General features: G+C 72.4%; 22 protein-coding genes. 12 read left to right on the top strand and 10 right to left on the bottom strand.

The genetic code is table 11. The features are described from left to right. Window positions 1-25: 25 nt before the first annotated feature. Window positions 26-481 carry an Lrp/AsnC family transcriptional regulator gene (locus tag AC4BDD_RS29515; protein WP_490688531.1) on the bottom strand — a complete coding sequence of 152 codons (456 nt, stop codon included), beginning with the start codon at window positions 479-481 and terminating at the stop codon, window positions 26-28. A 132-nt stretch (window positions 482-613) separates the two neighbouring features. Here AC4BDD_RS29515 and AC4BDD_RS29510 point away from each other — a divergent pair, with 132 nt between their 5' ends. Together AC4BDD_RS29510 and aspA are read left to right on the top strand one after the other, a co-directional pair. Next, window positions 614-1,636, top strand: coding sequence for an asparaginase (locus AC4BDD_RS29510; RefSeq protein ID WP_490688530.1), 1,023 nt, complete (start codon window positions 614-616; stop codon window positions 1,634-1,636). A gap of 60 nt (window positions 1,637-1,696) precedes the next feature. After that, entirely contained in the window at window positions 1,697-3,172 is a 1,476-nt protein-coding gene (gene aspA / locus AC4BDD_RS29505; protein ID WP_490688529.1) for an aspartate ammonia-lyase, read from the top strand. Between the two features lie 104 nt (window positions 3,173-3,276). Here aspA and AC4BDD_RS29500 read toward each other — a convergent pair whose 3' ends face one another. The 3 genes from AC4BDD_RS29500 to AC4BDD_RS29490 form a co-directional block, all read right to left on the bottom strand. Further along, entirely contained in the window at window positions 3,277-4,218 is a 942-nt protein-coding gene (locus AC4BDD_RS29500; protein ID WP_490688528.1) for an AraC family transcriptional regulator, read from the bottom strand. Window positions 4,219-4,223: 5 nt separating this feature from the next. Further along, the gene (locus AC4BDD_RS29495) at window positions 4,224-5,150 is read right to left on the bottom strand and encodes an NADP-dependent oxidoreductase (protein WP_490688527.1); all 927 of its coding nucleotides are present in this window, start codon (window positions 5,148-5,150) and stop codon (window positions 4,224-4,226) included. 175 nt (window positions 5,151-5,325) lie between these two features. Continuing rightward, window positions 5,326-6,486 (bottom strand): MFS transporter, encoded by a 1,161-nt coding sequence (locus AC4BDD_RS29490; protein WP_490688526.1) that lies wholly within the window; start codon window positions 6,484-6,486, stop codon window positions 5,326-5,328. 54 nt (window positions 6,487-6,540) lie between these two features. On the opposite strand from AC4BDD_RS29490, the gene AC4BDD_RS29485 reads away from it, so the two are divergent. The 7 genes from AC4BDD_RS29485 to AC4BDD_RS29455 all read left to right on the top strand — a co-directional run bounded on the left by AC4BDD_RS29485 (window position 6,541) and on the right by AC4BDD_RS29455 (window position 12,199). Continuing rightward, on the top strand, window positions 6,541-7,284 hold the full coding sequence (locus AC4BDD_RS29485; RefSeq protein ID WP_490688525.1) for an AraC family transcriptional regulator: 744 nt from the start codon (window positions 6,541-6,543) through the stop codon (window positions 7,282-7,284). Between the two features lie 49 nt (window positions 7,285-7,333). Further along, entirely contained in the window at window positions 7,334-8,326 is a 993-nt protein-coding gene (locus AC4BDD_RS29480; RefSeq protein ID WP_490688524.1) for a GlxA family transcriptional regulator, read from the top strand. A 138-nt stretch (window positions 8,327-8,464) separates the two neighbouring features. Then, window positions 8,465-9,088 (top strand): isochorismatase family protein, encoded by a 624-nt coding sequence (locus tag AC4BDD_RS29475; RefSeq protein WP_490688523.1) that lies wholly within the window; start codon window positions 8,465-8,467, stop codon window positions 9,086-9,088. Between the two features lie 88 nt (window positions 9,089-9,176). Next, a complete protein-coding gene (locus AC4BDD_RS29470) occupies window positions 9,177-9,725 on the top strand; it encodes a PadR family transcriptional regulator (RefSeq protein WP_490688522.1) in 549 nt (182 codons plus the stop codon). 108 nt (window positions 9,726-9,833) lie between these two features. Continuing rightward, entirely contained in the window at window positions 9,834-11,552 is a 1,719-nt protein-coding gene (locus AC4BDD_RS29465) for an acyl-CoA dehydrogenase family protein (protein WP_490688521.1), read from the top strand. A gap of 193 nt (window positions 11,553-11,745) precedes the next feature. Next, entirely contained in the window at window positions 11,746-11,901 is a 156-nt protein-coding gene (locus AC4BDD_RS29460) for a hypothetical protein (RefSeq protein ID WP_490688520.1), read from the top strand. 28 nt (window positions 11,902-11,929) lie between these two features. Next, entirely contained in the window at window positions 11,930-12,199 is a 270-nt protein-coding gene (locus tag AC4BDD_RS29455; RefSeq protein ID WP_490688519.1) for a hypothetical protein, read from the top strand. A 72-nt stretch (window positions 12,200-12,271) separates the two neighbouring features. Here AC4BDD_RS29455 and AC4BDD_RS29450 read toward each other — a convergent pair whose 3' ends face one another. Further along, a complete protein-coding gene (locus AC4BDD_RS29450; RefSeq protein WP_490688518.1) occupies window positions 12,272-13,258 on the bottom strand; it encodes an ArsR/SmtB family transcription factor in 987 nt (328 codons plus the stop codon). 115 nt (window positions 13,259-13,373) lie between these two features. Here AC4BDD_RS29450 and AC4BDD_RS29445 point away from each other — a divergent pair, with 115 nt between their 5' ends. After that, on the top strand, window positions 13,374-14,576 hold the full coding sequence (locus AC4BDD_RS29445; protein ID WP_490688517.1) for an MFS transporter: 1,203 nt from the start codon (window positions 13,374-13,376) through the stop codon (window positions 14,574-14,576). Between the two features lie 174 nt (window positions 14,577-14,750). Continuing rightward, complete coding sequence (locus AC4BDD_RS29440; RefSeq protein WP_490691973.1) at window positions 14,751-16,664, top strand: bifunctional serine/threonine-protein kinase/glutamate ABC transporter substrate-binding protein; 1,914 nt, start codon at window positions 14,751-14,753, stop codon at window positions 16,662-16,664. An 11-nt stretch (window positions 16,665-16,675) separates the two neighbouring features. On the opposite strand, the gene AC4BDD_RS29435 is transcribed toward AC4BDD_RS29440, so the two are convergent. Together AC4BDD_RS29435 and AC4BDD_RS29430 are read right to left on the bottom strand one after the other, a co-directional pair. Then, a complete protein-coding gene (locus AC4BDD_RS29435) occupies window positions 16,676-17,341 on the bottom strand; it encodes a class I SAM-dependent methyltransferase (protein ID WP_490688516.1) in 666 nt (221 codons plus the stop codon). Window positions 17,342-17,381: 40 nt separating this feature from the next. Continuing rightward, the gene (locus tag AC4BDD_RS29430) at window positions 17,382-17,771 is read right to left on the bottom strand and encodes a hypothetical protein (protein ID WP_490688515.1); all 390 of its coding nucleotides are present in this window, start codon (window positions 17,769-17,771) and stop codon (window positions 17,382-17,384) included. A 94-nt stretch (window positions 17,772-17,865) separates the two neighbouring features. Between AC4BDD_RS29430 and AC4BDD_RS29425 the strand changes: the two genes are divergently transcribed. Further along, window positions 17,866-18,594: a DUF4097 family beta strand repeat-containing protein gene (locus AC4BDD_RS29425; RefSeq protein ID WP_490688514.1), complete on the top strand. Its 729-nt coding sequence runs from the start codon at window positions 17,866-17,868 to the stop codon at window positions 18,592-18,594. 25 nt (window positions 18,595-18,619) lie between these two features. On the opposite strand, the gene AC4BDD_RS29420 is transcribed toward AC4BDD_RS29425, so the two are convergent. The 3 genes from AC4BDD_RS29420 to AC4BDD_RS29410 all read right to left on the bottom strand — a co-directional run bounded on the left by AC4BDD_RS29420 (window position 18,620) and on the right by AC4BDD_RS29410 (window position 21,236). Beyond that, window positions 18,620-19,723, bottom strand: a complete 1,104-nt coding sequence (locus tag AC4BDD_RS29420) for a serine hydrolase domain-containing protein (protein WP_490688513.1) — start codon at window positions 19,721-19,723, stop codon at window positions 18,620-18,622. 3 nt (window positions 19,724-19,726) lie between these two features. Continuing rightward, window positions 19,727-20,251, bottom strand: coding sequence for an ArsR/SmtB family transcription factor (locus AC4BDD_RS29415; RefSeq protein ID WP_490688512.1), 525 nt, complete (start codon window positions 20,249-20,251; stop codon window positions 19,727-19,729). 76 nt (window positions 20,252-20,327) lie between these two features. Further along, on the bottom strand, window positions 20,328-21,236 hold the full coding sequence (locus tag AC4BDD_RS29410) for an oxidoreductase (protein ID WP_490688511.1): 909 nt from the start codon (window positions 21,234-21,236) through the stop codon (window positions 20,328-20,330). Between the last annotated feature and the right edge of the window lie 246 nt (window positions 21,237-21,482).

Genomic DNA, 21,482 nt, shown 5'->3' with positions numbered 1-21,482 from the left:
GGAAGACGGACATCCGCCCACGCCGTCAGCCGTCGACGGGCAGGCCGCGGGGCTCCTTGAGCCGCTTCATGATGATCTGCGAGTTGACCTCGGTGACACCGGCCAGCGCGGTCAGCTGCTCGATCCACAGCCGCTCGTACGCGCGCAGGTCCGCCACCGCGATGCGGAGCAGACAGCCCGGGCTGCCGAAGAGCCGGTGCGCCTCGATGACGTCGGGGATGTCCTGGAGGGCGGCCTCGAACGCCTCGACCGTCGCGCGGTCACGCCTCACCTCGATGGACACCAGGACCTCGAAGCCACGGCCGACCGCCTCCGGGTCGATCACCGCCCGGTAGCCCTGGATCACTCCGTCCTGCTCCAGCTGCCGGACGCGGCGCATGCACGGCGAGGGGGTCAGCCCGACCCGCTGGGCGAGTTCCTGGTTGCTCAGCCGGCCGTCCCGCTGAAGCTCGCGCAAGATGGCTCGATCAATCTCATCCACAGCGCAATTATCCACCAGGATTAACGGTCCTGCCGGGCAGAATTAGCAATCAAAATGCGCGGCAATACTCCTATTCTTGCTTCCCGGCCGCAGGAGGTGGCCGAAACAGCATGTGAACGAGGAGGGCGCACGGTGGGACGGGTCGTCGTCATCAGCACCGGCGGGACGATAGCCAGCCGCTGGCAGGGGGCGGGTTTCGCCGCCGACGCACACGGCGAGGAGATCATGGCGACGGCCGCGGTGCCCGAGGGTGTCACCGTGGAAGTGGTCGATCTGTTCAGCGTGAACAGCCCGCGGCTGACCACCGCGCATCAGCTCACGCTCCTCCGCACGGTGCACGAGGTGCTCGCCGACCCCGGCGTCGACGGCATCGTGGTCACCCACGGCACCGACACCCTGGAGGAATCGGCGTTCCTGGTCGACCTGCACCACGACGACCCGCGCCCGGTCGTCTTCACCGGCGCGCAGCTGCCGCTCGGCACCGAGGACGGCGACGGCCCCGGCAACCTCCACGACGCGCTGCTGACCGCGGCGCGGACGCGCGGCCTCGGTGTGCTGGTCGTCTTCGACGGCAAGGTGCACGCCGCCCGCGGCACGGTCAAGACGCAGACGCTCGCCGCGGACGCCTTCGCCGATCCGTCCGGCGCGCGCGTCGGGAACGTCGGCTTCGGCCAGGTCTCCGTGCTGCACCAGCCGCGGCGCCCGCCCGCGCTGCCGCTGCCCGAGGTGGTGGACGTGCCGCCGCGCGTGGACATGGTGATGCACCACGCCGACGCCGATCCCCTGCTGCTGAACGCGGCCGTGGACGCCGGGGCACAGGGCATCGTGCTGGTGGCCACCGGCGCGGGGAACGCCACCCCCGAGATGGTCCGGGCCGTCGCCGCCGCCACCTCCCGCGGCGTCCTGGTGGCCCTGACCACCCGCGTCCAGTCCGGACCGGTCACCGAGATCTACACCCACGGCGGCGCGGTGGACCTCGTCGCCGCGGGCGCGGTGCCCACCGGCACGCTGCGGGCCGGGCAGGCCCGGATCGCGGTGCTCAGCGCACTGCTCGCCGCCACCGGCCGGCCGGAGCGCGAACGGGTGCTCCGCCAGGCGCTCGATGCGGCGCTGCCCGCGGACTCCGGCCCGTCGCCCGAACTCGTCCGGGCCTAGCCCGCACCCGCCGCACCCGCCGCACCTCGCACGCGCCCGAGAAGAGAGAACCCGCACCCCATGGCCACCACGCCCGAGACCGCGCACCCCCACGCCCGCCCCGACCGCGACCCCGGCCACGACCCCGGCCACGGGTTCCGCGCCGAGCACGATCTGCTCGGTGACCGGGACGTCCCCGCCGACGCCTACTACGGCATCCACACCCTTCGCGCGGTCGAGAACTTCCCCATCACCGGTACCCCGATATCGGCCTACCCCGAGCTCGTCACCGCCCTGGCCTGCGTCAAGCAGGCGGCGGCGCTGGCCAACCGGGAGCTGGGCCTGCTGGACGCCCGCAAGGCCGACGCGATCGTGACCGCGTGCGAGGAGATCCGCGCCGGGAAGCTGCACGGCGAGTTCGTGGTCGACGTCATCCAGGGCGGTGCGGGCACCTCCACGAACATGAACGCCAACGAGGTCATCGCCAACCGAGCGCTGGAGCTGCTCGGGCACCGCAAGGGCGAGTACCGGCACCTGCACCCGCTGGAGGACGTCAACGCCGGGCAGAGCACCAACGACGTCTACCCGACCGCCGTCAAGGTGGCTCTGGACTTCACCGCCCGGCGGCTGCTGGACGCCCTGGAGGTGCTCCGCGCCGCCTTCGACGCCAAGGCCGCGGAGTACGCCGACGTCCTGAAGATGGGCCGCACCCAGCTGCAGGACGCGGTGCCCATGACGCTGGGGCAGGAGTTCGCCACCTACGCGGTGATGCTGGAGGAGGACCGCAAGCGCCTCACCGAGGCCTGCGAGCTGATCCACGAGATCAACCTCGGCGGCACCGCCATCGGCACCGGACTCAACGCCCACCCCCGGTACGCGGCGCTCGCCTGCGGGTATCTGCGTGACCTCACCGGGCTTCCGCTGACCGTCGCCGACGACCTGGTCGAAGCCACCCAGGACGCGGGGGCGTTCGTCCAGCTGTCCGGGGTGCTCAAGCGGATCGCGGTCAAGCTCTCCAAGACCTGCAACGATCTGCGGCTGCTCTCCTGCGGGCCGCGCGCCGGGTTCGCCGAGATCAACCTGCCCCCGGTCCAGGCCGGCTCCAGCATCATGCCCGGCAAGGTGAACCCGGTCATCCCCGAGGTGGTCAACCAGATCGCCTTCGAGGTGATCGGCAACGACATGGCGGTGACCATGGCGGCCGAGGGCGGCCAGCTCCAGCTGAACGCCTTCGAACCGCTCATCGCGCACAGCCTGCTGAAGAGCCTGACGCACCTGCGGGCCGGCGCCCTGACACTCGCCGAACGCTGTGTCACCGGCATCACGGCGAACCGCGAACACCTCGCGCACCTCGTCGCCCGCTCCATCGGACTCGCGACCGCGCTGAACCCGCACATCGGCTACGAGCAGGCCACCGCCGTCGCCCAGGAGGCCCTGCGCACCGGCCGGAGCGTCCATGAACTCGTCCTCGACAAGGGGCTGCTGACCAGGGACGAGCTCCAGCGGATCCTGCACCCGGACAACCTCGCCCGCCCCCACGTCCGTCCCGCCGGATAGCGCTCGCGCCCGCCGGGGCCGAGACGGTGCACACTGGTCGTATTACGGCGGCGCGATCCCGTTGGCTCCCGGGCCGGTGCGGTAGGCCGCACCGGCCTGTGGCGTCAGGCCGTGCGGGCCTGGCGGCGGTAGCCGCCGGGGGCCAGGCCGTATTCGCGTTTGAAGGCTTTCGCGAAGGCGAAGTCGGATCCGTATCCGGTCTGTGTGGCGACCGTGGTCAGCGGGGCGTCGGTCTCGCGCAGCAGCCGGGCCGCGGTCGTCATACGCCAACGGGTCAGATAGGCCATGGGCGGCTCCCCGACCAGTGCGGCGAACCGCCGGGCGAACGCCGCGCGGGAGAGCCCGGCCCGCTCGGCCAGCGACTCGACTGTCCACTGGGCCGAGGGCTGCTGGTGGATGGCCGCCAGCGCCGGGGCGACCGCCGAGTCGCCGAGCGCGGCGGCCCAGCCCCGCGCGGCCGCCGGGGGCTGGGCCTCCAGCCAGGCCCGCAGGATGTACAGCAGCAGCGAGTCGATCAGCGTGGGGACGATGCCGCCCGATCCGATGCGCGGATTCTCCAGCTCCGCGCCCAGCAGTTGGACGGCGGCGCCCAGCTCCGGGTGGCTGCCGTGGCGGGTGCGCAGATGGATCACCTCGGGCAACTGCCGTACCAACGGGTGCGGCCGCCCCTGGTCGAGGTGGTAGTTGCCGCACAGCAGGCTGGTCAGCGGGCCGTCGCCGCCCAGCCGCACGGTGCCGATCGGCGCTCCCGGGTGGAACTGCTCGGGCCTTTCCACCTCGGCCGGGGTGGACGGGTGGTCGGCGAGGATGTGGCCACGCCCGTCGCGGAGGAAGACCACATCCCCGGGGCTCAGCGCGATCGGCTCCGCGGTGGCGGTGGTGTCGTCCTCCAGGGGCACCAGCCAGCACGTCCCGTACAGCACCACATGGAAGCCCGCCCCCGCCACGGGTGGGAGCCGAAGCCCCCAGGGGGCACGGCCGTCGGTGCGGACGGACGTCGGCCGGCCCGTCCGCATCGAACTCAGCGCCTCGGTCAGGATGTCCACGGGGCTCAGCCTACGGTGAGTACGACCTTGCCCTGCACCCGACCGGAACCGACCAGTTCATGAGCCTTGCCGGCCTCCTCCAGCGGGAACGTCTCCTGGACGTGCGGCCGGATCCGCCCCGCGTCGATCAGCTCGGCGATCGCCTCCAGCGAGGCGTAGTCGGGCTCGACCGAGACGCCCGCGAAGTTGCGTCCGGCCGCCTCGACTTCGGCCGCCAGCTCCTGGTTCCAGTGCTCCATGATCGACACCAGCGTGCCGCCCGGCCGCAGCACGCTCAGCGAGGCCGAACCCTGGGAGTTCGAGTCGAAGACGACATCGACATCACGCACCACCTCGGTGAAGTCGGTGACCCGGTAGTCGATCACCTCGTCCGCCCCGAGACCCCGCAGGAACTCGTGCCGCGCCTCACTCGCCAGCGCGATCACATGGGCCCCGCGCGCCTTCGCGATCTGCACCGCGAAGTGCCCGACTCCCCCGGCGGCACGGTGGATCAGCACCCGGTCGCCGGCCTTCACCCGCGCCGCGTCCACCAGTCCCTGCCAGGCGGTCAGCGCGGCCAGCGGCACGGCGGCGGCCTGCACATGGTCGAGCGAGGCGGGCTTCCGCGCCACCTGCCGCGAGGGGGCGGCGACGTACTCGGCGTACCCGGTCGCGGCGCGCGGGAAGAACGGCATCCCGAAGACCTCGTCGCCGACCTTGAACCGGGCGCCCGGACCGACCGCTTCCACAACGCCGGAGATGTCCCAGCCCACCCCGAAACTCGGCTCGCCCAGCAGCGGGTAGGCCCCGGAGCGGACGGCTATGTCCACCGGGTTCACGCCGCTGGCCTGGACCCGGATGAGCACCTCGCCGCCGAGCGGCTCGGGCCGGTCGATCTCCACGGTCTCGAGAACCTCGGGGCCGCCGAAGGAGTTCTGGATGACAGCACGCACGGTAACTCTCCCTTGTTTCGTTCGGGTTGATGTCCTCAACCTTACGGAGATCGAATGAGCCGCGTAATGGCCTGCCGTCTCAGGAACATGTCCCATCGTCTCGCGGGCTGGTGCTCTCGGCCATCGCCCACCGGCCGGGCTCCGGCAGGCCGGTGACGGGCGATCGGCCGACGGTTCAGGCGAGCGGCCCTCCGGCTTCCGGAGCGGTCGGTTCGGGCAGGGTCCGGGCCAGCAGCCAGCTCAGGGCAGGCATCAGGATCAGGGGAGCCAGGGCCGCCCGCAGGGAGACCGCGTCGGCCAGGCCGCCGATGAGCGGGCCGGCGAGGCCGCCGATGCTGATCGTCAGGCCGAGGGTGATCCCGCCGGCGGTGCCGACGCGCGTGGGGAGGTAGTCCTGGCCGAGGGTGACCTGCAGCGAGAACGGGATGTAGAGACCGGCGGAGGTCAGGGCCACGAACAGGTAGAGCGCCGGGCCGGGAACGAGGAGGATGCCGGCGACGGTGGCGACGGTGACCAGGTACGACCAGCGCACGACGGTGACCCGGTCCCAGCGGTTGGCCAGCTTGCCGCCCAGTAGCGTGCCCACCGCGCCGCCGAGGTACAGCACGAACAGCGCCGCGGTGCCGGCCGCCGTCCCGCCTCCGGTGCGCTGCTGGGCGTAGAAGGCGATGTACGTGCCCAGGCCGGTGAAGACGATGGACCGGCAGACCACGGCCAGGGAGAGCTTCACGAACGAGGCCCTGTCGTCCGCCCCCGCCGGCGCCGCGGTGCCGGCGGGGGCGGGCACCGTCCTGGCCAGGGCGCGGAGCACGGGCAGGCACAGCACGCTGCCGGCCAGCGCCGGTATCACCAGCAGCGGGGTCAGCCGCAGCCCGGCGGGGGCGACGGTGGCGGCGACCACGAGGGGCGCGGCGGCGAAGCCGAGGTTGCCGCCGAGGGAGAACCAGCCCATCGCGGTGTTGCTGCCCTTGCTCGCGAGCCGGGCGACGCGGGCGGACTCGGGGTGGTAGGCGGCGACGCCGATCCCGGAGACCGCCACGAAGGTCAGCGTCAGCGCGTAGGAACCGCAAAGGCCGCTCAGCGCGATGCCCGCCCCGCCGAGGATCGTGCTCACCGGCAGCAGCCAGGGCAGCGCCCACCGGTCGGTGAGTACCCCGAACAACGGTTGCACCACCGAGGAGAGCAGTGACGCGGCGAGCACGATGCCCGAGGCCGCGGCGTAGGTGTATCCGCGCTCGGCCACGAAGAACGGCACCAGCGACGCGACGGAGCCCTGGTACACGTCCACGCAGGCGTGCCCGAGGGACAGCAGGATGATGGAACGTCTTCTTGACACCTCGCCATGCTCATGGCGGCTCGCGGTGTCGCGCTTTCGATAAGCTGCCAATCCATGCCGGAAGTCCGCCATCAGCCGATCGCGCCGACCCGCGTCCAGTGGCTGGCGCCCGGCGCCGCCGTCGACGCCCACCGCCACGACGACCACCAGATCGTCTACGCCGGCCGCGGGGTGCTGGCCGTCACCACCCACGCGGGCTCCTGGATCGCGCCGGCCACCCGCGCCATCTGGGTACCGGCCGGAACCGTCCACGCCCACCAGGCCCACGGCGGACTCGAGCTTCATCTCGTCGGTCTGCCCGCGTCCGAGAACCCGCTCTCCCTGGACGAGCCGACCGTCCTCGCCGTCAGCCCCCTGCTACGTGAGCTGCTCCTCGCCTACACCCGCGCCCCGGACGACCACAGCCCCGAACGATCCCGGCTCCGGGCCGTGCTGCTCGACCAGGTCCGTGCCTGCCCCCAGCACCCTCTCCACCTGCCCACCCCCACCAGCCCCCGGCTGCGGGCGCTGTGCGCGATCCTGCACGCCGATCCGGCCGACGACCGCACCCTGGCCGCGCTGGGCAGACAGGTCGGCGCGAGTGACCGGACCCTGTCCCGGCTCTTCAGGGCCGACCTCGGCATGACCTTCCCGCAGTGGCGCACGCAGCTGCGCCTCCACCACGCCCTGGTCCTGCTGGCCGAGGACACCCCGGTGACCACCGTGGCGCATCGGTGTGGCTGGTCGTCCGCCAGCGCGTTCATCGACGTCTTCCGGCGTGCCTTCGGGCACACCCCGGGAGCGCATGTCCGAATGTGACAGGGAATCGTCATTGCCGCCATGGACCGGCGGCGGTGAGGATGGGCGCATGCCCCTTCCGCACCGTGTCGTCATCGCGGTCTTCCCCGATGTCGATCTCCTCGATGTCACCGGCCCCGCCGAGGTCTTCGCGCTGGCCAACCGGGAGACCGCCGGCCGCGCCGGCTACCGGGTCCGCCTCGCCGGGCCGGTCGCCGGTGCGGTCCGCACGTCGGCGGGGGTGCGGCTGCTCACCGATGTGGCGTTCGACGACGTCGGCGGGGAGGTGGACACCCTGCTGGTGCCGGGGGCGGTCGACATGGCCGATGACGGCCCCCGGGCGCGTATCGACAGCGGAGTCGTGGCGTGGGTGAAGGAGACCGCCCCGCACGCCCGGCGGGTCGCGTCGGTGTGTGTGGGCGCGCATCTGCTGGCCGCGGCCGGGCTGCTGGACGGGAAGACGGCGACCACCCACTGGTCGACCGCCGCCCAGCTCGCCGTCGACCACCCGGAGGTCACGGTCGACCCGGACCCGATCTTCGTCCGCACCGACCGCGGCCGGCTGTGGACCGGGGCGGGGATCAGCGCCTGCCTGGATCTCGCCCTGGCCCTGGTGGCCGAGGACCTGGGTGAGGAGACCGCGCTGGCGGTGGCCCGGCAGCTGGTGATGTACCTCAAGAGGCAGGGCGGCCAGAGCCAGTTCTCGGTGCCGCTCAGCCGCCCCGCCGCCACCCGCCGGGACATCGACGAGCTGCGGTTGTGGATCGCCGACCACCTCGATGCGGACCTGTCCACGGGGGCCCTGGCCGCCCGGATGTGCCTGAGCGAACGCCACTTCGCGCGCGTCTTCACCCAGCAGACGGGTACCAGCCCCGGCGCCTACGTCGAGGCGGCGCGCATCGAGGTGGCCCGGCGCCTGCTGGAGACCACCGACTGCCCGCTCGACCAGGTCGCGGCCGCCGCCGGGCTCGGCTCGGCGGAGACCCTGCACCGGGCGTTCAGGCGGCAGCTCGCCACCACCCCGGCGGCCTACCGGCGCCGCTTCCGTACCCAGGTCGCCTGACCTGCCGCACCACCTGTATCCCCCGGGCCCGGCCCGAGGCGGCGGGCTTCGCCATGCCCTCCGCCTCCACCGCCATGCCCTCTTCCCTGACGGCACGCCCTCTTCCGGCGTGCCCCTCCCTGTGATGAAAGGTCCCTGATGAGCACGGACACCGCGTCCACGACCCTGCGCGACGTGATCGGACTGGACAACGCCCCGCCCCGGCTGAGCGAGTCCGCCCTGATCATGATCGACTTCCAGAACACCTACCGCACCGGCGTCATGGCCCTGGACGGCGCCGAGGAGGCCCTCGCGGCGGCCGCCCGCCTGCTGCGGCGCGCCCGCGCCGCGGGCGCCCCGGTCATCCACATCGTCAACGACGGCGGCGAGAACACCCCCTACGATATCCGCGCCCACATCGGCGCCATCAGCGACGAGGTCGCGCCGGTCGACGGCGAGCCGGTGGTGGTCAAGGAGTTCCCCGACTCCTTCCACGCCACCGAGCTGGAGAAGACCCTGAGCGGGCTGGGCTTCGGCCCGGGCGGCGGCAAGGACCTGGTGCTGGCCGGGTTCATGACCCACATGTGCGTCGCCTTCACCGCACAGGGCGCCTTCAACCTCGGCTACCGGCCCACCGTCGTCGCCGAGACCACCGCCACCCGCGCGCTCACCGCCCCGGACGGCACCGTCCTGACCGCCACCGCCCTCCGCACGGCCGCCCTGACCACCATCACCGACCTGTTCGGCCTTGTCGTCCCCACCGGCGACACGCTCCGCGGCTGAGCGGGCACAACAGGTGCGCGGCCGGCCGGCCCCGGCCGCGCACCGGGGCACCCTTGCTATGCAACGAGTTGCATAGCAAGATGAGGGCATGGCGCTCGAACACGCGATCCTCGTCTCCCTGCTCGAGAAGCCGGGCTCCGGCTATGAGCTGGCCCGACGGTTCGAGCGGTCCATCGGCTACTTCTGGACCGCCACCCACCAGCAGATCTACCGCGTGCTGAAGCGCATGGAGAGCGACGGCTGGGTCGACGTCCGCGAGGTGCCGCAGCAGGGCCGGCCGGACAAGAAGGAGTACTCCGTCTCCGGCCTCGGCCGGACCGCCCTCTCCGAGTGGCTGCACGATCCGATCGAGCCCGAGAGCGTCCGGCACGACCTCGCCGTGAAGATCCGCGGCGCGGCGTTCGACGACCCGGCCGCGCTCATCAGCGAGGTCGAGCGGCACCGCCGGACGCACAGCGACCAGCTGGCGCACTACCTCGCGGGTGAGCGACGGGACTTCACCGGCCCCGACGCGCCGGCACCCACCCCGGGGGGCGAGCTCCAGCACGTCGTGCTCCGCGGCGGCATCGCGTACGAGCGGATGATGCTGGCCTGGCTGGACGACGTGCTCGCCACCCTCCACCGCCTCCGTCCCTGAGCCGCGCGGGCGCCGCCGCACCACCGCCTCACCGGCGCCGCGCGCCCCTCACCCGCCGAACCTCCCTGCCCCACCCCGCCCACCCTCACGCCGGAAAGGCGATCAACCATGGCCGATCCCCTGCTGTTCAACCCGCGCACCTACGACCCGGCACACTTCGACCCGGAGACCCGCAGGCTGCTGCGGGCCACCGTCGACTGGTTCGAGGAGCGCGGCAAGCGCAAGCTGATCGAGGACTACCGCTCCCGCGCCTGGCTGGCGGACTTCCTCGCGTTCTCCGCCAAGGAAGGGCTGTTCGCGACCTTCCTCACCCCGGCCTCCGCCGCCGGGCAGCCGGATCAGCGGTGGGACACCGCCCGGATCGCCGCCCTCAACGAGATCTTCGGCTTCTACGGGCTCGACTACTGGTACGCCTGGCAGGTCACCATCCTCGGCCTCGGCCCGGTCTGGCAGAGCGAGAACGCCGCCGCGCGCGCCCGGGCGGCGGAACTCCTCGCCCAGGGCGAGGTGTTCGCCTTCGGCCTGTCGGAGAAGACCCACGGCGCCGACATCTACTCCACCGACATGCTGCTGGAGCCCGACGGTGACGGCGGCTTCCGCGCCAGCGGCTCGAAGTACTACATCGGCAACGGCAACGCCGCCGGGCTGGTCTCCGTCTTCGGTCGCCGCACCGACATCGAGGGCCCCGACGGCTACGTCTTCTTCGCCGCCGACAGCCGCCACCCGGCCTACCACCTGGTGAAGAACGTCGTCGACTCCTCGAAGTACGTCAGCGAGTTCCGCCTCGAGGACTACCCCGTCGCGGCCGAGGACATCCTGCACACCGGCCGGGCCGCCTTCGACGCCGCCCTGAACACCGTCAACGTCGGCAAGTTCAACCTGTGCACCGCCTCGATCGGCATCTGCGAGCACGCGATGTACGAGGCCGTCACCCACGCGCACAACCGCGTCCTCTACGGCCGCCCCGTCACCGCCTTCCCGCACGTGCGCCGCGAGCTGACCGACGCCTACGTCCGTCTCGTCGGGATGAAGCTCTTCAGCGACCGCGCCGTCGACTACTTCCGCTCCGCCGGTCCGGACGACCGCCGTTACCTGCTCTTCAACCCGATGACGAAGATGAAGGTGACCACCGAGGGCGAGAAGGTCATCGACCTGATGTGGGACGTCATCGCCGCCAAGGGCTTCGAGAAGGACACCTACTTCGCCCAGGCCGCCTCCGAGATCCGCGGCCTGCCCAAGCTCGAGGGCACCGTCCACGTCAACCTCGCGCTGATCCTGAAGTTCATGGGCAACCACCTGCTCAACCCGGCCGACTACGCGCCCGTTCCGACCCGGCTCGACGCGGCCGACGACGACTTCCTCTTCCGGCAGGGGCCCGCTCGCGGCCTGGGCGCGGTGCGCTTCCACGACTGGCGCACCGCCTACGACGCCTACGCCCACGTGCCCAACGTCGGCCGCTTCCGGGAGCAGGCGGACGCCCTGTGCGAGTTCGTCACCACCGCGGCCCCCGACGAGGAGCAGAGCCGTGACCTGGACCTGCTGCTCGCCGTCGGCCAGCTGTTCGCGCTGGTCGTGCACGGCCAGCTGATTCTGGAGCAGGCGCGCCTGACCGGCCTGGAGGAGGACGTGCTCGACGAGCTGTTCGCCGTTCTCGTGCGGGACTTCTCCGCGTACGCCGTCGAGCTGCACGGCAAGGATTCCGCCACCTCGGAGCAGCAGGGCTGGGCGCTGGGCGCGGTCCGGCGTCCGGTGATCGACGAGGCTCGCTCGGCGCGCGTCTGGGAGCGTGTCGAGGCCCTGTCCGGGGCGTACGAGATGGCGCCGTAAGCCCTGTGGCAACGAAGTGACCGGGCGGCGGCATCCGCAAGGCGCGAGAATCGCGCGGACCGGATGCCGACGCCCGAACCGTCGATGAGCAGGGACGACTCGCCGCGATCGCAGGAGGCGCCGGCCGCCAGAAGCGTGACCGAAAGCTCACGCACCGTTCACGTCGGCCCTGCCTTTGCGGCATCCTGGGTCCGTGCCCAACCAGCCTTGCCCCGCGTGCCTGGGTGACCGGGTCACCGAGCACACCGAACACACCGTCGAGTTGGACGACGACGGTCGCCAGATCCCGGTCACCCGCACCTGGACCGGCCAGTGCAACACCTGCCACGGCAGCGGCACCGCGGACTAGAAGGACCAGGCGGACCAGAAGGACGAGTATGCGCCCCATTCACATCTGTCTCGGCTGCGCCTGCGTCTACCTCCCCGCGCCCGACCGGCCGCACAGCCCCGTCCACTGCGGCGCCCCCATGTGCCGCGCCACGGTGGAGGCCATCCTCGGGCAGACCGGCATCCCGGTGGAGAGGATCGCGGACATGGCGCTGCGGGCCGCCGGGCTGGCCGGCGAACCCCGCAGGCCCCGGACGGCCCGGCGAGCCCGCGGCCGTCGCCCCGCGAGCCCCACCGGGGCCCGCAGCAAGCTCCTCTAGCCCGGCTCCGAGGCGCTCCCCCTCGTCGGTCGGCTCTGGATCGGCGCCTCCAGGGCCGGCGGGCATCGCGTCTCACTTCGAATCGGCGCCGGTCAGCTGGTCGCCGAGGGGACTGCGGCGGTACAGGACCTGCCGTCCGTCCCGCGCCCGGGTGACGAGGCCGGTGGCGTACAGCACGCGCAGATGCTGGGACACGGCACTCGGGGTGACCCTGAGGCGGCGGGCGATCTCGACGGTGGGCAGCGGCTCGGCGAGGAGGCCGAGCAGTCCCGCTTTGGGCGCGCCGAGAAGGGCCGCCAGCTCAGGCGCGTCGACGACGGGTGCCGGGGCCCAGAGCGTCGCCAGTCCCCGGCTGGGGTAGGCCAGCATCGGCGGCTCCTCCGGGCTGACCGGGGGCGCGGGCTTGTGAGCGAACACGGACGGCACGAGGAGCAGACCCCGGCCGGCCGCGGAGACGCGGTGCCTGCCGATCATCTTCTCGATGTGCAGTACGCCGTTGTGCCACCGCAGATTCGGGTGCATGTCGGCGAAGAGCAGACGGGCGCCGCCGATGGCCAGTTGCCGCGCGCGGTAGGTCATGTCGGCTTCCAGCAGGAGCCGCATCTGCGGCCACACCGGCCTGATGACGGCCTCCCAGTACCGCCGCAGGAGTTCGCAGAGGGCGTCGCGGAGTCCGATGACGGGGCCGTCGTCGGCGGCGGTGGCATCGCGCAGGGCTTCGGGGAGCGGGTCGGGGGCGTGTGTGGCCAGCAGATCGCGGCGGACCAGAGCGGGGGAGGTCCGGCGGACGACGGCCAGCTCCTCTTCGAAGGACGCGGCGAAGCTCGCGGGCCGCGGGGTGAGGAAGTCGGGAAGGGTTCGCCGCGCCGCGACCAGGGACATCAGCAGGTCGGTGTCGAGCGCGCCGAGCGCACCGAGCACGGACCTGCGCCACGGAAGGTGCAGCGCGGACAGCCCCGGCTCGCGCAGCACCCGCAGGCTGAGCACGGTCTCGTTCAGGGGCGAGAGGGCGAACCGGGTGTCCGCGAGGTCCTCGACGCCCAGCTCGAAGGTGATCATTAAGCCCTACGCTACATCGATTGGCGGCGGGGCGCCGGTGCCGTGAACTTCCCCGCATGGCAGATGAGGTTCAGACGCGAAGTCGTCATGGTCGTGACCGGGCCGGTGGATCGAGATGAGCCGCCGACTGGTCCTGCTCCTGGCTCTCACCTGCGCCGTCGGCGTGGGCAACATCTATTTTCCGCAGGCGATCACCCCGCTGGTCGCCGCGGGACTGCATGAGTCGCCCGCGGCCGCCGCCCTGGTGGTGACCGCGACCCAGGTCGGCTACACAGCCGGGATCTTCCTGCTGGTGCCGCTCGGCGACCGGCTCCCCCACCGCCCTTTCCTCGTCGCCCTGCTCTCCCTCAGCGGGGTGGGTCTGCTGGCCGCGGGCTGTGCTCCGGCCCTGCCGCCGCTCGTCGCGGCCGGCGTCCTCGTCGGCGTCACGACCGTGGCCGCCCAGGTCATCGCTCCGCTGGCGGCCGGGCTGGTGGCCGCTGACCGCCGCGGAGCGGTGATGGGCACCCTGCTGAGCGGATCGATCGGCGGCATGCTGCTGGCTCGCACCTTCAGCGGGACGCTCGGCGAATGGCTGGGGTGGCGCGCCCCCTACCTGGTGGCCGCGGTGCTGGTGCTGCTTCTCGCCGCCGTACTGGCCCGCACCCTGCCGGTCACCACCCCGACCTCGCGCCAGCGGTACCCGGCACTCCTGGCCGAGCCCCTGCGCCTGTTCCTCGCCGAGCCGGAACTGCGCCGCTCCTGCCTCTACCAGGCGACGGTCTTCGCCGGGTTCTCGGCCACCTGGACCTGCGTGACGCTCCTGCTCACCGGCCCGGCGTACCACCTGGGCGCCCCGGCGGTGGGGATGCTCGCCCTGGTCGGGGCGGCGACCATGGTGTGCACCCCGCTCGCCGGTCGACTGGTGGACCGCAGGGGACCCGACGCGGTGAACCTGGTCTGCATGCTCGGCGTCCTGGTCTCGGCCGCGGTTCTCGCCGCGGGCACGCGGGGCGGTGCGCCGGGTCTGGCCGCCCTCGTCCTCGGCACGCTGCTGCTCGACATCGCGATGCAGTCCGGCATGGTCGCCAACCAGGCCCGGGTCTTCGCCCTGCGTCCGGACGCCCGCAGCAGGCTCAACACCGCCTATATGACCTGCGTGTACCTAGGCGGCAGTGCGGGGTCCTGGGTCGGCATCCGGGTCTACGGCCAGGCCGGGTGGCGGGGCGTCTGCGCGCTGGTGGCATCGCTCGCCGCCCTTTCCCTGGCCCACCACCTCCTGACGCTGTACGGCCGCAGGGCCCGGTTCGGCACGGCCCCGGCGGCGACCCGGCGTTGACCGGTGTGCAGGTTTCTGCCCGTCCGCGCCGCGGCTCTGGCAGAGTTGGGCAGGGCTTTGGACCGGGGGCCCGGTATCGCGCACCGACCAGGGCCTTCGTCGGGGTGAGGGGGCCGTGTGGCGCGGGTGATCGACGACCGTTTCGAACTGCTGGCGCGGCTCGGCGGTGGCGGCATGGGACTGGTGTGGAGAGCCCGTGACCTTGCGCTCCACCGTGAGGTGGCGCTCAAGGAGGTGCGCCCGTCGGACCCGGGCCTGGCCGAATACGACCCCGAGGCCGCCGGTGTCCTGCGCGCCCGGGTGCTGCGGGAGGCCAGGGCGCTGGCACGCATCGTCCACCCCAACGTGGTGACCATCCATCACATCGTGGACGGCGGCGAGCACGCCTATCCGTGGCTCGTCATGGAACTGGTCACCGGCGGCTCGCTGCAGGACCGGCTCGCCCGCGGGCCGCTGGCCCCCGTCGAGGCGGCCCGGCTGGGGCGAGGCGTACTGGCGGGCCTGGGGGCGGCTCACGCGGCGGACATCCAGCACCGGGACATCAAGCCCGCCAACATCCTGCTGCGGGCCGACGGCAGCCCGGTCCTCACCGACTTCGGCATCGCGGCCATCCGGGAAGCCACCGTCCTGACCGCCACCGGCTCCCTGATCGGCACACCCGACTACATGGCGCCCGAGCGCGTCGCCGGAGAGCACGGTGGGCCCGCGGCCGACCTGTGGTCGCTGGCCATGACGCTCTACGTCGCCGTGGAGGGGCGCCATCCGATGCGGCGCGGCAACACGTTCGCCACGCTCGCGGCCGTCCTCGGTGAGGACGTGCCACCGCCGACGAAGGCCGGGCCGCTGACCGACGCGCTGACGGCCCTACTCGTACGCGACCCGCGACAGCGCCCGGACGCGCGGGCGCTGGACCAGCTGCTGGCCCGGGCGGAGGCGGCGCTCGCCTCGCCTGGCAGGGCCGGACCGCAGCCGCCGCGGCCCCCGGCCCAGCAGGCCGACGTGCCCGGGAACGCTCCCCCGCCCCCGCGCCCAGACCCGGCACCGGCACATTCCCCGGCTCCGCCCCGATCAGCCCCGCCCGCATCTGCCCCGCCCCCGCCGGTGCCGCAGGCTTCACCGGTGCCGCGGACCTCGCCGGCTCGGCCGTCGGCGCCCTGGCTGAGGCGCGGCTGGGCGCAGGGGGTGGCGGCCTTCGGCGCCGTGGCTCTCGCCGGTGCCCTGCTGTGGGTGCTGCTGCCCACCGGCAACGGCTCCGAGAAGGACGGCAGCGAGGGCCGCGGCAGCGGATCCCGGGGCCCCGGCGCCTCCGGTACGCCCCACGAGGCGACGGCCGGTGCCTCGTCGGGCGGTTCAGGCAGCGGATCCAGCGGACCGAGCCGGTCGAGCGGCGACAAGATCACCATCGGCGTCAGGTTCGATCAGCCCGGCCTCGGGTACCAGGCACCGGACGGCACCGTCAGGGGCTTCGACGTGGACGTGGCCAGGTACATCGCCGAAGCGCTGGGCCACAGCCCCGCCGACATCGAATGGAAGGAGGCCCCCAGCAGCGAACGCGAGGCGCTGCTGCGGCGCGGCGACGTCGACTTCGTCGTGGCCACGTACGCGATGAATGACGAGCGGGCGCGGAAGGTCGACTTCGCGGGCCCCTACCTGGTGGCCCACCAGGACGTCATGATGCGCGCGGACGACACGTCGATCGACGCTCCCGAGGACCTCAACGACCGGAAGGTGTGCTCGGTCACCGGCTCGGTCTCCGCGCTCAACCTGCGGGCGAAGGTCGCCCCGCAGGCGCGGCTCGAGGAGCGCGACACCTTCTCGCGCTGCCTCACCGATCTGGCGGACGGCGAGGTGGAGGCGGTCACCGCCGATGACGCCATCCTCGCCGGCTACGCCGCCCGGGAGGGGGACAAGTTCAGGCTGGGCGGCTTCCACATGACCGACGAGCGCTACGGCGTGGGTCTGCCCAAGGGCAGTCCGCTCAAGGGCCGGATCCAGCGGGCGCTGGAGAAGATGGCGGCGGACGGCTCCTGGGACAGGGCGGTGAACAAGAATCTCCCCCTCCTCCAGACGACGCCGCCGACCTCGTGACACCCGTGGCGTCACCGCGGCAGGCTCTGGGTGACCCGCCACAGCCGCCGTGGAAGTCCGCCCTCCTCGAAGGCGTGGACCTCCTTCAGGCTCCAGCCCTCGGCGAGGCGGTCGACCAGGTCGCGGGGGAAGAAGTGGACGGCGAAGCCGCCGTGCTCCCAGATGTCGTCGCCATGCCCGATACCGGCCCGGTAGTGCGCGTCCCCGGTGTGCCGGACGGTGTAGACGAAGACGCCGCCCGGCCGCAGCACCCGGCGCACCTCGGCGGTCAGGGCGTGGAGCTCCTTGGTGGACAGCGCCATGCAGAGCAGCATGTGCGCGAACACCGCGTCCACCGAATCGTCCGCGAGCGGCAGCGGCTCGCGGACGTCGTGCACCGCCGTGGCGACCCGCTCGGCCACGCCCTGGGCTCGTGCGGCCGCGCGCAGTTGCTCCAGGCCGACCGGGCTGAAGTCGGTGGCCAGTACGGTGAGGCCCGCCCGGGCGAAGTGCAGGGCGTCACGGCCGTGCCCGGCGCCCAGCTCCAGCACCTGGCGCGCACCGGCGGCCCGGAAGACCGCGGCGGCGTGCACGGCCGGCTCGGAGGGCTCCTCTCCGTACATGCCGGGGTGTTCGCCGTAGGTCTGCTGCCAGTGCTCCCGCTGGGCCCGGGCAAGCTCCCGCTCGTGTTCCGACATACCGACGCCCTTCTCACCGCCCGGCCGAGTACCGGAGCCGTCATCCGTCGGTGATGGTGACACAGGGCAGGCCGACACTCGCGCCGCCGCGGAAGCCTTCCGCGCAGAGCCGGGTTCCCGGCGGGAAGTGGCGCTGGGGGTACGCCTGGTCCCGGTAGGTCCTGAACTTGGCGACGTCCTCCACCTTGGTGCGGGCACTCCAGCCGTCGGTGGTCCACACGCGGGCGCTGATGCGGTGCGGCTGGTTGGTGTTGACGACCGACACCTCGACCCTGCCCAGGTAGGTGCCGGAGTCGTAGGTCTCGATGCAGACGGAGTTGTTGCACCACTTGCCGGCGGCGGCCGCGGGCGGCCCTGCCACGATGACGCAGCCGAGGGCCGCGGCCGCTGTTCCGATCCCCGCGGTGATCTTCTGGGTGAGGTAGCGCATGGCCGGACCAACGCCGGGCGCGGGGTTGGGTTACGCCGCCGCGCGGTCGTGTAAGGATCATCGGACAAGCACACTCGAGAACGGTGGAAAGTACATGCGTGCGCGTCTTCGTCTGCTCACTGCCTTCGCGGCGGCCGGGACAGCCGTCAGCGGGATCAGTGGGTGCGGACTGTCCGACAAGACATTCGAGGACGACAGCACGCTGACGCGGAACATCACCTCCGTGCGGCTGGAGAGCGGTTCCGGCGCGATCACCCTGCGCGGCGCGGGGGGCGCCACCGAGGTGAAGCTGCACCGTTCCGTGGAGTACGGCGGAGACCGCCCGGCCGGAGCGACGCACCGCGTGGAGGGCGGTGTCCTGGTGCTCCGCGGCTGCGGCGACGACTGCGCGGTGACCTACACCGTCGATCTGCCCGCAGGCGTCGCGGTGACCGGTGAGACCTCCAGCGGCGCGATCAGCCTCTCCAGGGCGGGCGCGGTGAAGGTGAAGACCGGCTCCGGCGCCATCGACCTGGACGACATCGACGGCACGGTGGAGGTGCAGTCCTCCAGCGGCGCGATCACCGGAAGCGGGCTCCACCGCGGGCCCGTCCGCGCGACAACCTCCAGTGGAGCCATCGCCCTTGAGCTGTCCTCACCCCAGGACGTCGAGGCGGAGGCCGACGCCGGTGCCGTCACCGTGACCGTGCCCGACGGACGGTACCGGGTGCATGCCAAGAGCGACAGCGGCGGCAAGGACATCGCCGTCTCCGACGACCCGTCCGGCGCGCACCGGCTCGACCTGACCACCAGCAGCGGCGCCATCACCGTCAAGCGCTCCTGACGGAGGGCGCCGAACCCCTGACGCCTCAGGCCTCGTCGAGCTTCGCCAGCAGCTCGAGGGTGAGTGCGTCGACCGGTCGGGCCTCGGTCGCGGTCTCCTCGCTGAAGGTGTTCACCATCATCACCGCCGCGGCGCCGCTCTCCCGGCTGAACGCCGCGCAGGTGCTGAAGCCGCCGGTGCCACCGTTGTGCCAGGTCATGGTGCGGCCCGTGGGCAGCGGGCTGAGGTGCCAGCCGAGCCCGATCCGCAGATGGCTCTCGGGATCGGTGAAGTGCGGCCGCTGGGTCAGTTCGATGGCGGCCCGCAACGGCGAGTGCGCCGGGTGCAGTTGTGCGGTCAGGAAGCGCACCATGTCGTCGGCGGTGCTGTACATCGAGGTGCCCGCGGCGCTGAGGACCCGGTCGCGCCAGTCGGGAACGGGCTCCCCTTCGAGATGGCCGACCGCCTTGCGGTGCGCCATGTCCGGCCGCAGCGTCGTCGTCGTGTCGGACAGCCGGAGCGGGGAGGCGACGGTGCGCCGCAGCATCGCGTCCACGTCACCGAAGGCCAGCGCCTGGCCGAGCAGTCCGAAGCCCAGGTTCGAGTAGGCGTACTTGCTGCCCGGCCTGGTGGCCAGCCGGGTGCGGCGCAGGCCGGCGGCCAGGTCGTCCAGCGTGTAGTGGGCGTACGGATCCAGCGGATCCGCTCCCGCGAGGAGGTTCGGCGGCAGCGAGGGCAGACCGGAGGAGTGGGTCGCCACATCGGCCAGGGTGATCCGCCGGAGGCCCTTGCGCGGAATCCGGAACCGGGCGGGCAGGGTGAGCGGCGCGTCGAGGCGGGTGGTGCCCGCGCACACGGCACGGGCGAGGGCGGTGGCGGTGAGGGTCTTGGCTATGGAGCCGAGCTGGAACACCGTCTTGCCGTCCGGCGCCTTCCCGCCCGCGGCGGTCCTGCCGGCGCCCGCCACGTAGCTCCGGCCGTGGTGGATCACCCCGCAGACCACGCCCGGGCTGCCGGCGGCCAGCGCGCGGTCCAGATAGTGCCGGACGCGGGCGGGCAGACCGCTGTCGGCGGCGGCGGTCCCGGACAGCAGCGGTATGCCCGCTGCCGCGGTCGCGGTCGCCGTGGTGAGAAATGTGCGTCGGTCCATGGGTCACTCCCCCGTGGTCGTTGTCGTGGGCACCACCGCGGAGAGCAGCACGAGCAGCGGCACGACCCGGCCCGCGGGCACCTGGTAGTGCCCCCGCCCCTCGGCCTGGAGCCAGCCGGCCGCCGTGAGCTGCTTGAGGTGGTGGTAAAGCTGGCCGGTGGTGTTCAGGGCGGCGGTCTCCTGCAACTCCGCCGCCGAACGGGTGCCGCGCAGCACCGCGCGCAGCAGGGTGAGCCGTACCGGGTGCCCGAGCGCGGCGTACGGTGCGGAGTGCTCCGACCAGTCCGCTTCGAGCAGCCCGTCCGTCACCGCGCCTTGCTGCCATTCGTAGTGTTCGCCGGTGGGCAGGTCCACCGCACCGGTGAAGAGCACCTGGCCGTTGCCCGTGAGCCGCTGACGAAGCCCCTCAAGAGCCCAGAACAGCTCGCTGCGGGGGATGTCCGGTCCGGACACCTCCGGACCGGACTCCAGCCGCGCCACCCGTTCCTCGAGCGCGGCGATCCGCTCATGGAGAGAGTCGTCAGCCATGGGTGTGACATTACGCTATTACGGAATAACAGAGCAAGCGGGTTCGGGGCTGTCCGCGGCCGCCCGGCTCAGACGCTCAACGCCCTTCGCGGTGGAGGGAGTCGAGGGCGGCCAGTTCGCCGTCGGAGAGGCGCAGGGCACCGGCGGCCACGTTGGCGGTCACGTGATCCGGATTGCCGGTCCCCGGGATGGCCAGCACGTGCGGGCCACGGTGCAGCGTCCACGCGATCCGGAGCTGGGCCGGGCTCGCCCCGTGCGCCCGGGCGATCTCGGCGATCACCGGATCGTCGGTGCCGCTCGCCCCACCCTCGCGCCCGGAACCGGCGATCGCGTAGAAGGGCACGAAGGCGACACCCTGCTCGCCGCACTCCCGGACGAAGTCGTCCTGGTCGGCGCGCGTTCCGATGCCGTACACGTTCTGCACACACACCACCGGTGCGATGGCTCGCGCCTCGGCGAGGTGCGCGGGAGCGACGTTGGACAGACCGAGGTGGCGGATGAGTCCGGCCTCGCGCAGCTCGGCGAGCACGCCGAAGCGCTCGGCGATCGAACCGCTCCCGACGATCCGCAGGTTCACCACGTCCAGGTGGTCCCGGCCCAGCTGGCGGAGGTTCTCCTCGACCTGCCCGCGCAACTGCTCGGGGGTGGCGTGCGACAGCCACTCACCCGACGGCCCTCGCCCCGGCCCGACCTTGGTTGCGATGACCAGGTCGTCCGGGTAAGGGGCCAGGGCCCGGTTGATCAGCTCATTGGCGGAGCGGAGCGGCGAGAAGTAGAACGCGGCGGTGTCGATGTGGTTCACACCGAGCTCGATCGCGCGGCGCAGCACGCTGATCGCCTGGCCGCGGTCGCGCGGGACGGCATCCGGCACGAGCGCTTCGCCGGTCTGCGGCAGGCGCATCGCGCCGAAGCCGATCCGGTTGACCGGCAGGTCGCCGAGGTTCCAGGTGCCTGATGCCGCCGCGGTGATCGTCTGAGGAGTCATGCCGGAATGATCTACCTACCGCGGGAGGGTCCGCCAAGGATTCAGGCACGGCTGAATCCGCGGGCCCACTTCACCGCCGCGAGGCGATCGCGGGCTGACGCGACGACATCATCCGGACGGCCGCGGCGGGTCCGTCCGGCACCTGGCCCGCCCCGGGCGAAGCGCCTGCCACAAGCTCCGCCGCACGCGGACGACATTCCCTGAAATCCTAGAAAACAAAGGTTTCTGGCCACTTTAGCCTGACAA

The sequence above is a fragment of the Streptomyces sp. JLBT605 genome (genome assembly GCF_058215555.1).
This window is presented reverse-complemented; position numbering and strand designations above follow the sequence as displayed.

What these genes read in the sequence shown, in the direction of transcription:
- aspA (WP_490688529.1), top strand. Translation starts at nt 1,697, where the DNA reads ATGGCCACCACGCCCGAGACCGCGCACCCCCACGCCCGCCCCGACCGC.
- AC4BDD_RS29485 (WP_490688525.1), top strand. Translation starts at nt 6,541, where the DNA reads ATGCCGGAAGTCCGCCATCAGCCGATCGCGCCGACCCGCGTCCAGTGG.
- AC4BDD_RS29480 (WP_490688524.1), top strand. Translation starts at nt 7,334, where the DNA reads ATGCCCCTTCCGCACCGTGTCGTCATCGCGGTCTTCCCCGATGTCGAT.
- AC4BDD_RS29475 (WP_490688523.1), top strand. Translation starts at nt 8,465, where the DNA reads ATGAGCACGGACACCGCGTCCACGACCCTGCGCGACGTGATCGGACTG.
- AC4BDD_RS29470 (WP_490688522.1), top strand. Translation starts at nt 9,177, where the DNA reads ATGGCGCTCGAACACGCGATCCTCGTCTCCCTGCTCGAGAAGCCGGGC.
- AC4BDD_RS29465 (WP_490688521.1), top strand. Translation starts at nt 9,834, where the DNA reads ATGGCCGATCCCCTGCTGTTCAACCCGCGCACCTACGACCCGGCACAC.
- AC4BDD_RS29455 (WP_490688519.1), top strand. Translation starts at nt 11,930, where the DNA reads ATGCGCCCCATTCACATCTGTCTCGGCTGCGCCTGCGTCTACCTCCCC.
- AC4BDD_RS29450 (WP_490688518.1), bottom strand. Translation starts at nt 13,258, where the DNA reads ATGATCACCTTCGAGCTGGGCGTCGAGGACCTCGCGGACACCCGGTTC.
- AC4BDD_RS29445 (WP_490688517.1), top strand. Translation starts at nt 13,374, where the DNA reads ATGAGCCGCCGACTGGTCCTGCTCCTGGCTCTCACCTGCGCCGTCGGC.
- AC4BDD_RS29440 (WP_490691973.1), top strand. Translation starts at nt 14,751, where the DNA reads ATGGGACTGGTGTGGAGAGCCCGTGACCTTGCGCTCCACCGTGAGGTG.
- AC4BDD_RS29435 (WP_490688516.1), bottom strand. Translation starts at nt 17,341, where the DNA reads ATGTCGGAACACGAGCGGGAGCTTGCCCGGGCCCAGCGGGAGCACTGG.
- AC4BDD_RS29430 (WP_490688515.1), bottom strand. Translation starts at nt 17,771, where the DNA reads ATGCGCTACCTCACCCAGAAGATCACCGCGGGGATCGGAACAGCGGCC.
- AC4BDD_RS29425 (WP_490688514.1), top strand. Translation starts at nt 17,866, where the DNA reads ATGCGTGCGCGTCTTCGTCTGCTCACTGCCTTCGCGGCGGCCGGGACA.
- AC4BDD_RS29420 (WP_490688513.1), bottom strand. Translation starts at nt 19,723, where the DNA reads ATGGACCGACGCACATTTCTCACCACGGCGACCGCGACCGCGGCAGCG.
- AC4BDD_RS29415 (WP_490688512.1), bottom strand. Translation starts at nt 20,251, where the DNA reads ATGGCTGACGACTCTCTCCATGAGCGGATCGCCGCGCTCGAGGAACGG.
- AC4BDD_RS29410 (WP_490688511.1), bottom strand. Translation starts at nt 21,236, where the DNA reads ATGACTCCTCAGACGATCACCGCGGCGGCATCAGGCACCTGGAACCTC.